The organism is Spartinivicinus poritis (assembly GCF_028858535.1).
GTDB lineage: Bacteria > Pseudomonadota > Gammaproteobacteria > Pseudomonadales > Zooshikellaceae > Spartinivicinus > Spartinivicinus poritis.
This window is the reverse complement of record NZ_JAPMOU010000038.1, coordinates 1-14,782: the sequence shown is the minus strand read 5'-3', so window position 1 is coordinate 14,782 and position 14,782 is coordinate 1. Positions and strand designations below refer to the sequence as shown.

Annotated in this window: 14 protein-coding genes; 8 read left to right on the top strand and 6 right to left on the bottom strand. The window is 41.4% G+C overall.

Annotated features, from left to right (window positions below; all coding sequences use genetic code 11):
• Positions 1–378: 378 nt before the first annotated feature.
• Positions 379–948, bottom strand: a complete 570-nt coding sequence (locus ORQ98_RS21655; RefSeq protein WP_274690915.1) for a nitroreductase family protein — start codon at positions 946–948, stop codon at positions 379–381.
• Positions 949–1,091: 143 nt separating this feature from the next.
• Between ORQ98_RS21655 and ORQ98_RS21650 the strand changes: the two genes are divergently transcribed.
• Together ORQ98_RS21650 and ORQ98_RS21645 are read left to right on the top strand one after the other, a co-directional pair.
• Positions 1,092–1,832 (top strand): endonuclease V, encoded by a 741-nt coding sequence (locus ORQ98_RS21650; RefSeq protein WP_274690914.1) that lies wholly within the window; start codon positions 1,092–1,094, stop codon positions 1,830–1,832.
• A gap of 365 nt (positions 1,833–2,197) precedes the next feature.
• Positions 2,198–3,565 (top strand): adenylate/guanylate cyclase domain-containing protein, encoded by a 1,368-nt coding sequence (locus ORQ98_RS21645; protein WP_274690913.1) that lies wholly within the window; start codon positions 2,198–2,200, stop codon positions 3,563–3,565.
• 56 nt (positions 3,566–3,621) lie between these two features.
• Here the strand turns inward: ORQ98_RS21645 and ORQ98_RS21640 are convergent, their stop codons facing one another.
• Both ORQ98_RS21640 and ORQ98_RS21635 read right to left on the bottom strand, forming a co-directional pair.
• Positions 3,622–4,398, bottom strand: a complete 777-nt coding sequence (locus tag ORQ98_RS21640) for an ABC transporter permease (RefSeq protein ID WP_274690912.1) — start codon at positions 4,396–4,398, stop codon at positions 3,622–3,624.
• Positions 4,399–4,411: 13 nt separating this feature from the next.
• The gene (locus tag ORQ98_RS21635) at positions 4,412–5,347 is read right to left on the bottom strand and encodes an ABC transporter ATP-binding protein (RefSeq protein ID WP_274690911.1); all 936 of its coding nucleotides are present in this window, start codon (positions 5,345–5,347) and stop codon (positions 4,412–4,414) included.
• Positions 5,348–5,586: 239 nt separating this feature from the next.
• On the opposite strand from ORQ98_RS21635, the gene ORQ98_RS21630 reads away from it, so the two are divergent.
• Entirely contained in the window at positions 5,587–5,991 is a 405-nt protein-coding gene (locus ORQ98_RS21630; RefSeq protein ID WP_274690910.1) for a PA2817 family protein, read from the top strand.
• 49 nt (positions 5,992–6,040) lie between these two features.
• Here ORQ98_RS21630 and ORQ98_RS21625 read toward each other — a convergent pair whose 3' ends face one another.
• Together ORQ98_RS21625 and ORQ98_RS21620 are read right to left on the bottom strand one after the other, a co-directional pair.
• Positions 6,041–6,871 (bottom strand): alpha/beta fold hydrolase, encoded by an 831-nt coding sequence (locus tag ORQ98_RS21625; protein ID WP_274690909.1) that lies wholly within the window; start codon positions 6,869–6,871, stop codon positions 6,041–6,043.
• 27 nt (positions 6,872–6,898) lie between these two features.
• Positions 6,899–8,701 (bottom strand): alpha/beta fold hydrolase, encoded by a 1,803-nt coding sequence (locus ORQ98_RS21620; RefSeq protein ID WP_274690908.1) that lies wholly within the window; start codon positions 8,699–8,701, stop codon positions 6,899–6,901.
• 330 nt (positions 8,702–9,031) lie between these two features.
• On the opposite strand from ORQ98_RS21620, the gene ORQ98_RS21615 reads away from it, so the two are divergent.
• A complete protein-coding gene (locus ORQ98_RS21615; RefSeq protein ID WP_274690907.1) occupies positions 9,032–9,463 on the top strand; it encodes a phasin family protein in 432 nt (143 codons plus the stop codon).
• Positions 9,464–9,515: 52 nt separating this feature from the next.
• Here ORQ98_RS21615 and ORQ98_RS21610 read toward each other — a convergent pair whose 3' ends face one another.
• Entirely contained in the window at positions 9,516–10,418 is a 903-nt protein-coding gene (locus ORQ98_RS21610; protein ID WP_274690906.1) for a TIGR01777 family oxidoreductase, read from the bottom strand.
• Positions 10,419–10,621: 203 nt separating this feature from the next.
• Here ORQ98_RS21610 and ORQ98_RS21605 point away from each other — a divergent pair, with 203 nt between their 5' ends.
• From ORQ98_RS21605 to ORQ98_RS21590, 4 genes are read left to right on the top strand one after another with little or no spacing between them, the layout of a single operon-like run.
• Positions 10,622–12,397 carry an acyl-CoA dehydrogenase C-terminal domain-containing protein gene (locus ORQ98_RS21605; RefSeq protein ID WP_274690905.1) on the top strand — a complete coding sequence of 592 codons (1,776 nt, stop codon included), beginning with the start codon at positions 10,622–10,624 and terminating at the stop codon, positions 12,395–12,397.
• On the top strand, positions 12,387–13,838 hold the full coding sequence (gene phrB, locus ORQ98_RS21600) for a deoxyribodipyrimidine photo-lyase (protein WP_274690904.1): 1,452 nt from the start codon (positions 12,387–12,389) through the stop codon (positions 13,836–13,838). The genes ORQ98_RS21605 and phrB overlap by 11 nt, the downstream gene beginning before the upstream one ends.
• A complete protein-coding gene (locus tag ORQ98_RS21595) occupies positions 13,826–14,269 on the top strand; it encodes a nuclear transport factor 2 family protein (RefSeq protein ID WP_274690903.1) in 444 nt (147 codons plus the stop codon). Before phrB ends, ORQ98_RS21595 begins: the two co-directional genes overlap by 13 nt.
• A 16-nt stretch (positions 14,270–14,285) precedes the next feature.
• Complete coding sequence (locus ORQ98_RS21590; protein ID WP_274690902.1) at positions 14,286–14,753, top strand: DUF2878 domain-containing protein; 468 nt, start codon at positions 14,286–14,288, stop codon at positions 14,751–14,753.
• Positions 14,754–14,782: the final 29 nt, after the last annotated feature.

Below are 14,782 nucleotides of genomic sequence, written 5' to 3'. Positions count from 1 at the left end.
AGAAGTGAAATACAAGCTAAATTCTCTCCCCTTGCTTAAACAGCGGCAGTTAATCAGTTGTGTCGTTATTATTCTGCCAAACTGTGATTAAGCTCCTTATTCACAAGTGTATGAGCTAATAGTTAAACTGTCGACAAAATTTACAGGTTTAAGCTATCTTATTGAAATAACTAATATTATTTAGTCTAACAATGGAGTATATGAATTTCTGTGATTGTCTTATGAAAAAAGTTATGAAAACCCAACAAGAGCAATATTTTTATGTCGGTTAACTCACAGCAGTCCTTTGCACGAATAATATCCACAGTCAATCAAGTGTAAAAAGCTAGCCCTATCATTACCAAGAAGCAGGACTATCAAATAATCCTTATTGTTGTATTATTTTTTGTTTAAAGGCCAGTTTTGTACAAAATCTGTCAAATTTAATTCAGGTATTCGTTTAGTTGAGCCTTGTGGTGTACCCACATATAAAAAGCCCGCGAGCAACTCATCTGTGCCAATACCCAGTCCAGCTTTAACATGAGTATGATATGCCATCGCACCTGTTCGCCACATAGCACCCAGTTCCATGCCATGACAAGCCAGCAACATATTTTGAGTGGCTGCACCAGTTGACAGGATTTGTTCCACTTCGGGTACTTTTAGGTGTGGCTTTGGGCTGCAAATCACTACAATAATCATGGGTGCACGCAATGGCATACCTAAGTATTTGTTCAACGCCTCTTGACTTAAGTCAGGCTGATCTTGTTTCGCAGCTTCAGCAAACAGTTGCCCTAACTTCTCTAGCCCTGTCCCCGCTATCGTTAAAAAACGCCATGGTTTTAGCATGGCGTGATCAGGCGCTCTTAAAGCTGCCTGAAAAATACCCGCTAACTGTTCGTCTGAAGGCCCAGGCTCAACTAATCTAGGCTTTGAGACTCGATTATGTAATGCAGTTAAGATTTCCATTAATATTCACTTATCAACAATAAAATAGATTCACAGGAAAGGAATTTTATAAACACGCTTCCATTAGTTCTATACTCAGGTTACGATTAGAAGAGACTGGTATTAAATAGTTCGAACATATATCTTTAACCAATTATTAACATATGAAGATACATCAGCTGCATCCATGGAATATCTCACCCGCTCAGGCTGAGTCTATTCAAAAGTGTCTGCGTGCCTGGATTGTTACTGATGACCAGTTTACTCACATCCAGTATGTGGCCAGAGCACAAGTAGAAATCAACTTAGACCAAGACTATTCCACTGCTCATATCACCTTGCTAAGACTCCCTGATCATAGGGTAATTGAGCAACACAGTGCCACAGAAAAGCTGACTTTTCCTAATCAAAATGGCTTAATCTCGTTTAGAAAAGCACCAGTGTTACTCAATGCCTTAGCAAGCTTAAAAGTGAACCCAGACCTGATTCTATGTGATGGCCGAGGTTTAATTCCCCCCGACCGATTTGGTCTTGCCAGCCATATCGGGCTATTAACAAATACCCCTTCTATTGGCATCCGCTCAATCCCTCATATGCCAGTGCATCACAAGCTTTCACGTAAAAGAGGAACCTGGATACCTCTAAAAACTCACCAACAGGCTCATAGTGCAATTTTACGTTTACATGAAGATTACCCACCCGTTTATATCTCAGTGGGGCACAGACTGAACTTAGAGACTGCTTTAAAATACACCTTACTAACCCTGCCCCGTGATTTAAATGATCCAAAGTTATTCAGTTTGGTTTCTCCAGAACCATTTGGGGAGCTAGCCAATGAAACCAGTCGCAAACCCAAGCCTGTTATTACTAATATTCATAACGAGCAGCATCTCACTATCATATAATGGTCAACCTATAGCGACCAGCCCCCTAATCATTGTGTGCTAAAGCTATCCCAGCTAAAGATCTCAACATTTATTAATATAACTGACGCTTACAATCCATAATCCAGCCGCCTTCCGCTATTCTTGTAATAATCCAGGGGTAATTAGGGTTACCCCTTATGTTGCTATGCAGCCGAGAAGGGTCAACACAAAATAAAATATTGAGCAAAAACTAAAAAATACTATCACCTATTTCACAGAGTATATTGCAGAAAGGTAGTGGCAAAGGTTAAGATTAACTCCTAACCTCTTGAATTAAAAGCATAATTGATAACAGCCACACCCATTGCTTGTTGTCGATATTGAAGAACAGGCCATTAACGTAGATGAGTGCAGTAACTAATAACCCCTTGATCAGGGACTACAATGTTCGCATCCTGGCTTATCTTGCAGGTGCTGTAACCATCGCATCTGGCTCCTACACCGGGCACTTAGCTCATAGCATTCTCTGGGTAATTCCTTATGCTTTACTTTACCCTCACATTACATATTTGGTTTGCCAGCGCTTTTTCCAATACGCAAACAAAGCCAGCCGGCGCACCCTTCATTATTTAGATACGATTAATACTGGCATAGTCATTGGGCTTGTGGGGTTTTCAGCAGTCCCCACCATCTTGTTTATTTTAATGCTGGAGTTTAGCACCATTGCATTTAGTGGTAGGCAGACATTGTCGACAACTAACTTATTTCTCATTGCCAGTGCCATGGCGGGTTATATACTAGGCGGGGGCCAACTGGCAGGGCCAACACCAACACTCATGGCTGTCGCAGCAGGTATCAGTAGTGGTGTTTATATTTTATATATTGCTTACCAATTTCATCATACCGGAGAACAACTCAAAACAAGCAAAAAAGAAATACAACTGCAAAAAGAAAAGTCACTACAACTGGCCAATAACTTATGTAAATACGTATCACCTCAAGTATATGAGATGATCTTTGCTGGCAGACATAAGGTCAGACTAGAAACGCAACGTAAAAAGCTTTCCGTATTTTTTTCCGACATAAAAGGCTTTACCGAATTGACGGAAGAAATGGAAGCTGAGGCACTCACCGACTTGCTCAATAACTACCTGACCGAAATGTCCAACATTGCCCTCAAATATGGTGGCACTATTGATAAATTTGTGGGTGATAGCATCATGGTATTTTTTGGCGACCCAACCAGTCAGGGAGCCAAAAAAGATGCCATGTCAGCGGTATCAATGGCCATTGCCATGCGTAAGCATATGAAAGTGTTACGTCAGCAGTGGCGTAGCCAAGGCATTAGCAAACCACTGGAAATCAGAATGGGGGTTAATACCGGCTATTGTACAGTGGGCAACTTTGGTGCCGAGTCTAGAATGGACTACACCATCATTGGTAAAGAGGTTAACCTTGCCAGCCGTTTAGAAAGCAGCGCTGAGCCTAATGAGATATTAATTTCTTACGAAACCTATTCGTTAATCAAAGATATCATCATGTGCCGAGATAAAGGCAATATTAGTGTTAAAGGATTTTCCCGGCCTATTGCTATTTATCAGGTTGTAGATTTTCGTCGTGATCTAGGAGCTACCCAAAGCTTTATTGAACATGAGCTTGAAGGTTTCTCAATGTATCTGGATACAGCTAATGTTCAGCGTTATGACAAAGAAAAAATTATTGCCGCCTTACAGGATGCAGCCAAGAAGCTACGAGATAAAGTCATTATTTAGTACCAAGCCAGCCTGGATACCCTCTACACTACAGCAGTCTTCAGGCTGGATTCTCTTTAATGTAACAGTCCCTTGCCTTTGTTCAGCAGTCTTAAGCTATACAAAGTCAGCAGTATACTAAAGAAAACCAACATACCAATGGAAAACAGGATATTAATGCCATCCGCATACCCCAATAGGCCATAGCGAAAAGTATTTACCATATAAAGTATGGGATTAGCATGAGATAAATGACGCCAGAGTTCAGGCAACACCTCCACCGAATAAAATACACCACCTAAATAAGTTAGTGGAGTTAACACAAATGTAGGGATAATCGAAATATCATCAAACTTATCAGCGTAAATTGCATTAATAAAGCCGCCGAGTGAAAAAACAATGGCAGTTAATAGCACAGCGATCACCGTCACTCCAATATTCACTATATGCAAATCGGCAAAGCCTAGTGATAACAGGGTAACAACTAAGCCTACTAACAAGCTTCTGGTCACACCCCCTGCAACAAAGCCAGCTAGTATGACCCAGTTTGGAATCGGTGCTACCAACATTTCCTCAACACTTTTTTGAAATTTATTACTAAAAAACGATGAAGATACATTGCTGTATGCATTAGTAATAACCGACATCATCACTAAACCTGGCACAACATATTCCATATAGGAAAAACCACCCATCTCCCCTACTCGGGAGCCAATAATGCTGCCAAAAATAACAAAATACAGCACCATCGTAATCGCTGGTGGTAATAAAGTTTGCGGCCAAATTCGGAGGAAACGACGTACCTCTTTATAATAAATAGTTTGAAATGCAATCCAAATATGCTGCCAATACATAACGCATTATTCCTTATTTACTGCTGTTGTTGCCAGCTTCTACCAGAGACACAAACAATTCTTCTAACCGGTTGGCTTTATTTCGCATACTGGTCACATCAATTTGCTGCTGAGATAACTGGGAAAATAACGGATTAAGCCCCTGGCTTTTTTCAACCTGCACTTCCAGTGTATGATCATCGACTAATTTCATAAGGTAACCATTAACCACTGGTGGTTCATTAATCGCTTGGCGAGTGTCCAGAATAAAGGTTTCTAAATGAAGTTGTCTCAATAGTGATTTCATACTGGTATTTTCAACCAGACTCCCTTTGTCAATAATGGCAATATTTCGACAAAGTTGTTCTGCCTCTTCTAAGTAATGAGTGGTTAAAATAATAGTAATCCCCTTATTCTTATTGATATCCGTTAAAAACTCCCACATGGAGCGGCGCAACTCTATATCCACCCCCGCCGTAGGCTCATCCAGAATCAACAGATTAGGCTCGTGGATTAACGCTCGTGCAATCATTAACCGCCGCTTCATTCCTCCCGATAGCATTCTTGCTGGCACATCACGTTTATCCCAAATACCTAGCTGCTTTAAATAGTGATCAGCCTGGGCTTTGGCCTGTTGTGGCCGCATGCCATAGTAGCCACCTTGAGTCACCAAAATATCCTTGGTTTTTTCAAACTGATTAAAGTTAAACTCTTGTGGTACAACGCCTAATTGCTTTTTTGCCAGAAAACGTTGCTGAGCTAAGTTGTAACCAAAGATTGAAACATCACCTGCCGTTTTATTGATCAATGAGGAAATTATACCGATAGTAGTGGATTTGCCTGCTCCATTCGGCCCTAACAAGGCAAAGAAGTCACCTTGCTCAACCGCTAAACTAATACCTTTTAAAGCCTCATGGCCGTTGTCATAGGTTTTATGTAAGTTGCTTATTTCAAGTGCTAATGACTTCATGCAATGTAACCCATAAGTAAGTCTGACTAGACTTGATGTAGATACTTTCTTAGACACGAATACTGAGCCTAGAAAAATCAACATCAGAGTAAGGCGTAATCAACTACTTATTAGCAGCTGACCAACCAACAGGATAGGTAAGAGGTTCTGATAAATGATAAATTTTAATAGTGATAACAAACTCTAAATCGGCTACCCTTTCCCTTTTAATTGAGGTTCATCATTAGAAATCCAAGCCTATGTCAACAACACCATCATTAGAAGCCCTATTTAATCAACTTGCTAATGGGATTAAACAAGCCAGTTCCGAAGTCAACCAAGAAACATTGATTAATTGGATAAACCGCTGCCAAGAACTGGCTGAGCGTTTCAAACAAGGTGATGAGGCCGCCTATCAACAAGGACAAGATACTGTTTGTCAGCTGATTAGTTACTGGCCACAGCTGACACCGATAATTCCCAGAGACCTATTATGGCTACTTGGTGGAGAATGTTTACACTTTATGCCAGAAGAAGAAATCTCTGTTTATCAACAGCTGGAGGAACAGCAGGCTTCAGCGGAAGCAACTAACCAGCGATTTGATTGGCAGACAACCAAACAACTATTAAGTGCCCAAATAACAACCAGCAAACAGTTTCATTAGTACGACATATACAGTATCAGCAGACTTCCCCATACACTAACCTGTAGAGCTAGTTATAGTCACAAAAATTAAGTACTAATTCCGCCGTCTGCTTTGGCTGAATTATTGGAAAAAAATGGTCACCCGCCAATAATTTTAAGTCAGCGTTAGCCATTAGCCTTGCCATCAGTTTCATATTGATGGCAGGCACTATCATATCGTTGTCACCTGCTAATAACAAAGTGTCATTTCTCACTTTACTTAACCATAAAAAACTGGTCCAACCATAGCCTGTCAGTAGCTGGTACGAAAAGCCCCGAAGGCCCTGTGAAGGAGGCTTTTCAGGCAAACTCTCATGGCGGCTGTAGTTATTAATTAAGGCTCCTCTGATTGCCTGGCGAAAATATTTTTTAGGCTGCCAAGCCATTCTCAATAACTCAGAAACATGGCCTGGCACAGCGACTACCCCCATCGTGGTGGCTGCTAAAACCAGTTTACGACAACGTCGACTAAAATCATGAACAAACTGTTGCGCCAATGCTCCCCCCCATGAGTACCCCATGACATTGACTTGTCCATAATTAAGTTTGTTAAGAAGCTTTACGGTTAACTCTGATAAACCAGAAAACCGATAAGGCACCAGTGGAGATGGAGACCCTCCAGACCCAGGCACATCAAAGGCAATAATCTCTACACCGGTTAACTCATCAGCTAAAGGCTGTAAAAACTCTACACTGCCACCAATACCATTTAATAGAAGCAAAGGGGGTTTATTTTGAAGGCTGCCAGGGCGAATGGCCACCCGCAATTGTTGTCCAGCAACTTCCTGGTATTGAATATCAAAGTCAGGATATCTGGCCCATTTTTTTTCAGCTGCTTTACTCATTAACTGTATACTCATGAAGCCTGGTTACTCATGCATCTTATTTCATTCATGAACATAAGTGCCGGGAGCAATATCCGTTGGAGGGTATAAACTACTACCGATTTTTTTGGGTGCTTCTAACTGCTCACCCGCTCTTGCTTTGATCCAACCTGCCCAATGGTCCCACCAACTACCACGGTTTTTAGAAGCTGTTTTACGCCACTCTTCAGCCCGTTGGGGATGGCTGTTGTTAGTATAATAAAATGATTTGGGGTTGCCTGGTGGATTTAAAATACACTGCACATGACCACTATTACTTAATATGAAGTCACAATGCCCTTCAAAAAGTAACGTTGATCGATAGCAGGCTTCCCACGCAGTAATATGATCATTCAGCCCAGCCACTGCATATAAATCACACTCCACCTGGCTTAAATCAATCGGCTCATTACAAATTTTTAACAGCCCAGGATGATGAAATGGATTTTCTTCATACATATCAAGAAACTGTCCATGCAGTTCTGCAGGAAGCCTGGTTGTATCATTATTCCAATAAAGTACATCATAGGCTGGTGGAGGATAACCTAATAAGTAATTATTGACCCAGTAGTTCCAAACCAAATCATTGGGGCGCATCCAGGCAAACACCTTCGCTAAATCTCGCCCTTCTAAAACCCCTTTTCGATGAGAGTAACTTTTAGCCTGTGCCAGTGAACGCTCCGTAGCAAATAAAGCGACATCTGAGTCAATATTCATATCCAGCACACTAACCATCAAGGTTAATACATTTACCTTGGTTTTTGCCGCTGCCTGTAAATACCCCACCAGCGTGGCAGCAGTAATACCGCCAGAGCAAGCACCTAGCACATTAACATTGTTAGCACTGGTAATTTCGCAGGTAGCATCAATGGCATCTTCCAAAGCAATAATATAAGTTTCCAATCCCCAGTCACGATGCTCGATATTTGGATTACGCCAGCTACACACAAAAACCTGAATACCTAAACTCAACGCATAATGAATAAAGCTTTTATCTGGCGTTAAGTCAAAAATATAAAATTTGTTAATTTGAGGAGGAATAATAAATAAAGGTCTGCTATAAACTTGCGGGGTAATAGGCTTATATTGAATTAGTTCCAGTACTTCATTACGAAATACCACTGAACCGGGTGTAGTCGCAAGATTTTCTCCTACACTAAAAGCCCGTTTGTTTACCTGTGCAGGCATCCCACCATTATGCAACCAGTCGTCCAACAAATTGACTAGCCCCTGTTGCACACTCTCTCCAGCTGTTTCAAAAAGTCGTTTAATAGCGGCAGGGTTTAATAACGAATTAGTCGGTGCCAACGCCTCTGTTATCAATGATAAAATAAATCGAGAGCGACGTTGCTCCGCATCTTCAAATCCAACTTGCTCAGTCCATTCAAACAGTCGATTACACCAGGCAAAATAAAGCTGCATATACCGTTTATAAAATGGGTTATCAAACCAGGTGGGGTCATTAAAACGTTTGTCTTGCTTAGTTGGCTTTAAGTCAGAATTACCTAGCAACACCTGTACAGCATCACCTAATAATTGCCAACTTTGATATAAGGCTAGTTGTGGGTTTTTAACAACCTGTTTACCCATAACCATTAACGTATCGGTAATATCTTTGGTATGAATACCAATAATGGGATTGGGCCCTGCCATATTTTCAAAATCAATATAGGCATCAGCAGTGCCATCCACATCTCTGCCAATAATCTTTGCCAGCTGTTTACGGCATCGGCGTGCGGCTGCTACATCTTCTTCTTCCAATTGTTCAATGGCTAAGCCGATTTCTTTAATTCGTTGCGAAATATCCTTAGCAGCAACTGTTTCCATGAATAACCTTTTATACCGAGCAGCTTGTACTGGACAATTAATTCTTAGCAGTCAGTAATTGCTAAATAATTAATAAAGCCAGATCTATGAGTTAACTCGTCACTAACCTTAAAAGTACAGCCTTTAAAGCTCAATTTAACTGCATGACTAATCAACTGAATCTATTTCCCTTCGGTTATGACAGTTTTAAGTGTCAGTTTAATGAAGTCACTGAAAGATTCCTAGCTTTTTATTCAGTAGCCCAACTAATACTAGACTAAAATAATAGTACTTAAATGAGTGACGTTTGCCACTTAACTTTAATATATTCTTAATCAATTGGTCTGTTGTATGGAACTTGTCAAAGATAATGGCCTCCCATTAGGCCCACTCAAAAATGCAGCCCATAAGATTTGGCTGGCAGGTTTAGGTGCATTTGTTCAGTTGGAAAAAGCTGGTCAAGAAAGTCATCGTTTGTTTGATCATTTAGTTGAGGAAGGAGAAAAGTTAGAACAGCGCCTTCACGAGCAACATGATAAAACAAACCAGGAAAAGTCGGCACAATCTGTACCAGACTCTTTGTCGAGTAAGCACAAGCACTCTGAAGATGCGGCCAATCAAGAGCCAGACCTTCGTACCCTATTAAACCAGCTTTCTACAGAGCTTTCTCATTTAACCACTATTGTTAAATCATTGCAAAATGACCGTCAAACCGCAGAACAAAACAAACCCCGCTCGGCCTCTTCTCATTCATCCAATCATAAAAGAAAAAATCGTCACTAAAAGTGAGCATATATCCAATACGGGGAGTCTTAATAACAACTCCAATATGACTTCACTTTGGCAAAATAGCAGCCAAGGCAGCTGGTAACTCAGCAAACTGAAATGCAAACCCGCCCTTCAGTAACCGGTTAGGCAACACTCGCTGCCCTTTAATTAATAAATCTGCTGCTTCACCTAACATTAGTTTTAACACAAAAGCCGGGACTGGAAATATTGCAGGACGGCTTAGCTGAGCAGCCAGCGTTTTACTAAACTGCGCATTTGACACTGGGCTTGGGCTGGTAATATTAAATGCGCCAGATAACTCTTCCTGATTTATAAGAAAATCAATGGCATTGAGCAAATCTTCCAGACAAACCCAAGACATCATTTGTTCGCCAGTACTAATTCGCCCCCCTAAGCCAAGCCGAAATGGCAGCAACATTTTTTGTAATGCACCACCGCCCTGCCCAAGCACTACTCCAAAACGCATCAAACATACGCGCATACCTAGCGGCTCAGCTGTTTTTGCTGTTTGTTCCCAGTCGTTACAAAGTGTTGCAGCAAAATCATCAGCAGCCGGGCAATTCTCATCAATCGATTTATCGGCTGGGTGATACCCATAAAAGCCGATGGCGGATGCATTGAGTAATGCTTTTGGTGGAGTGGCCAACTGCTTTAAAAAATTAATCAACTGCTCTGTCAAACCGATTCTACTGGATCTCAGCCGTTGTTTTCTATCATCAGTCCAGCGTTTATCAACGATAGGTTCGCCTGCCAAATTAATGACAACATCAAATTCAGCGGCTTGTCCCAACTGGTCAAATTGACTGATACAAGCCGCTTGGTTATTCCAATGACTTGTCCACTGTTCAGGCTTTCGAGTTAATACAGTGAGTTTATAGTCACTTTTCAGCCATCGTTTAACCAGTGCTTGACCAATAAACCCTGTTCCACCTGTCATTAAAATTTTCATTGTTTCTGCTAAGTTGCCCTTAGTAATGTATGGCCTGTTGTCTGGGCCCTGAAGCGCTTGAGAAATAACTTGGATGATCCTTAGTATGGCATGCCAAATACTTAGATGATCAAGCTTGATTGATCATGTTCATCAAAAAATTATACAAAACAATAAATATCTTATACAATAAAACAAACATGTATAAGTTAAGGATATTACCTATGACTTTGCATTACCAAGCACCTCTCCAAGACATTGAGTTTATCTTTAGTGAGTTATTGAATAACGCCAAACTAGACCAACTCCCTCGTTTTGCAGAAGTAACCCCAGATCTTGTCATGGCTATGATCAGTGAGGGAGCCAAACTTTGTGAACAAGAGCTTTTCCTATGCTATGCCGAAGGAGACCAGGTTGGCTGTTTGTATAACCCCGGCGATAAAAGTGTTGAAACACCACCCAGCTTTAAGCAGGCTTACCAGCGCTATGTCACTGCGGGCTGGAATGGCGTAACCCTTGATGAAGCCTATGGTGGCCAAGCGCTGCCCCACCTAGTTGGTTTTGTGATGGAGGAGCTTTCCTGCGCGACTAATTTAGCCTTTAGTGCTTACCCTGGCTTAACTGGTGGAGCCATTAACTGTATCAGTGCCCATGCCAGCGAAACGTTAAAACAACATTATTTACCCCCAATGGCCGAAGGTAAATGGTCTGGCACCATGTGTTTGACTGAGCCACAATGTGGCACTGACTTAGGGTTAATCAAAACCAAAGCGACTCCCTCTAATGATAGCGACCAGTTTCGTATTACCGGCACTAAAATCTGGATCACCTCTGGAGAACATGATTTAACCGATAATATTATCCATCTGGTGCTTGCTAAACTGCCCAATGCCCCTGCCAGCACAAAAGGTATTTCCTTATTTCTGGTACCCAAACAATTACCCGACGGCAGCCGTAATGGGGTTTCTTGTGGTGGGGTGGAGCATAAAATGGGACTTAATGGCTCCGCCACCTGTGTAATGAATTTTGAAGATGCTATTGGCTGGTTAGTCGGCCCACCACATGGCGGCTTGCGTTGCATGTTTACCATGATGAATAACGCACGACTGATGGTGGGTTTGCAAGGGTTAGGGCTTGCTGAAACCGCTTACCAAACCGCACTCACCTTTGCCAAAGAACGCCTGCAAAGCCGAGCAATCACCGGCGCCAAGTTTCCTGAATTACCTGCCGACCCAATTATTGTCCACCCTGATGTACGACGGATGCTGTTAAGACAAAAGGTGATGAATGAAGGTAACCGAGCCTTAGCCTATTGGGTAGGCGTAGAAATTGATATCAGTGAATATCATCCAGATAAAGCAGAGCGTCAACAAGCAAACGATTTTATCCAGCTAATGACACCCGTGGTAAAAGCTTTTTTAACAGATGAAGGCAGCCTCTGCTGCAACCTTGCTTTACAAACGTTAGGGGGAGCCGGTTATACCAAAGACTGGGGGATTGAACAGCTAGTCCGCGATGTAAGAATAACCCGTATTTATGAAGGCACTAATGGTATTCAAGCATTAGATTTAGTAGGTAGAAAACTGCCGCTCTACCAGGGACGTTTGTTTGCTGTATTATTAACCAAAATAAATCAATTAATTGAGCCCTATACTGATAGCCCTCACTTTGCTCAACAACAACAAACAATCAACCAGCTAAAAGAAACAACTCAGTGGTTAGCCATCAATGGCAGTAAAGACCCAGAACAAGCCGCAGCTGTGGCTACCCCTTATTTAAGGCTGGTTGCCTTGGTCTGCTTAGGCGCCCTATGGCTCAAAATGGCAGCACTGGCTAAGCAGTCATTACGGCAAGACACCTTTCAGAAAGACTTTTATCAAGCCAAAATTAAATCCGCCCATTTCTTTTTTAGTAAAGTTTTACCGGAAGTTGAATTTCTTTGTACTGATATTCATTCCGGTAAAACCAGTTTAATGGATTTTGAGTTAGATGAGTTCTAGCACCTATTTAATGTGGTTTCGTAGCGACTTACGCGTCAGCGATAATACCGCTTTATATGAGGCTTGTAGCACAGGCCAAATCATTGCTGTTTATTTACTATTTCCTGAACAATGGCAACAACATGATGACTCACCAAACAAAGTCAAGTTTCAGCTTGCTCAGATCAGTAATTTACAACAAGCGCTGAATAAACTTAATATTCCATTATTGATCAAAAAGCTTAATCACTTTAATGAAGCTGCAGATTTTCTGATAAGCACCGCCAAACAGTATCAATGCCGTGGTTTGTTTTTTAATGAAGAATACGGGGTTAATGAAATCAATCGAGACCGGCAAGTTCATCAGTCTTTTCATCAGGCGCAATTAACTTGCCAAAGCTTTACCGACCAGCTGTTATTTACTCCTGGCACTATAAAAAATCAGTCGGGTAATTTTTATAAAGTCTTTTCTCAATTTAAACGAAAGCTTTATGAAAAATTAGCAGGGATTAATCGGTTGCCCCTTCCGACCCCAGTCAAACAAAAAAGCCTTAATATAAAATTAGTTCAAGACAATCTTGACATAGATTTTTGCAATAAAGCCATTACCAAATTGTTTGATCATTGGCCTATAGGAGAAGCGACAGCCCAACAACGGTTACAGCAGTTTATCAACCATAAAGTGGTAGATTACCAGGAAAACCGTGACTTTCCCGCTCAACCAGCGACTAGCCAGCTTTCACCCTATTTAACTGCCGGGATGATTTCCATTCGACAATGCTTACATGCAGCACGGAGCGCCAATCAAGGGGAATTCGCTTCAGGCAATCCTGGAATTACTTGTTGGATAAATGAGCTTATCTGGCGAGAATTTTATAAACATATTCTAGTCGGATTCCCTCAAGTATCTAAACACCAGCCTTTTTTAGCGGAAACTCAACTTATTCCCTGGTCTCATGACAGTGATCTGCTAAAAGCTTGGCAGCAAGGCAAAACTGGATTTCCAATCGTCGATGCAGCCATGCGACAACTGGTAGCAACTGGTTGGATGCATAATCGATTGAGAATGATCGTCGCCATGTTTTTAACCAAGGATTTGATGCTAGATTGGCGGCTAGGCGAAAAGTTTTTTATGCAACATTTGATAGACGGTGATTTAGCGGCCAATAATGGTGGCTGGCAATGGTCAGCATCAACTGGCACTGATGCTGCCCCCTATTTTCGAATATTTAACCCCACCAGCCAATCAAAGCGATTTGACCCACAAGGCCAGTTTATTAAAGCGTTTGTTCCTGAACTACAGCCAATCCCTGCAAAGTATATTCATCAACCCCAAGCGTATTTACAGCAAAACCAGCTCCACCAGACTTATCCCGAGCCAATAGTAGACCATAGCTTGGCAAGGGAACAGGTGCTAACCGCCTTCAAGCAACTCAAGGAGGTCAAGTCATGCCTGCAGTAAATTATGAAGAAATATTAACCACCTTTAAAGCTCGCTACCTTTCACTGAATTCGCACAATTTAAATCAACTCAGCATTATGTATACCGATAATGTTGTGTTTATTGACCCGGTCAATAAGTTTACCAATGTAGCCTCTCTACAAAACTATTTTGAAGCCTTATATCAGAACTTAACCTCCTGTACATTTAAGTTTGAAGAGGAGACCTATATAAATCCACAAGGTGTTGCTACTATCCCCTGGCAACTGACTTACAGCCATTTAAAGCTGAACGGCAACCAACCCATTCAATTAAATGGCATTAGCCTGGTTAAATTTTTAGAAAATGGCAAAGCTTTTTACCATCAAGATTATTTTGATCTAGGTAGCATGCTTTATGAACATATTCCTGTGCTTGGCTATTTAGTAAAGAAGCTAAAGCACAATATCTAAAAACGGTTTTATATAGATGAAAAATAAAACCCATGCACTTATTATCAACGCTCTATTATTTCAACTGGGCTGGTTCAGTTGTATATTAGGAGGCAATTACATTGCAGTGGTTTGTCTGGCCACTATACTAGCCATTCATTTTTATTGGATTGGTAATTGGCAACAAGAGCGCGAGCTTTTAGCAACAGTTTTATTAGTTGGAGCAAGTATCGACAGTTTTTGGATACAGCTAGGGGTTATTATCAAACCAGGTACTCAAACAGCATTAGTTCCATTATGGCTAGCCTGCTTGTGGGTAATTTTTGCTACCACCCTCAATCATAGCCTGGCCTGGTTCAAATCCCATAAGCTTATTGCCATACCTGTTGGAGGCATTGCCGGTTGTGCCTGCTATGCGGCAGGAATACAACTGACTGAGCTTAGTTTAAGTCCCAATGGCCAGCCCATTCAAGGTGATAAAACAACCAATCTGTTTTATAAGTGAACAGGCTAGGAATACCGTTATTTATCCTT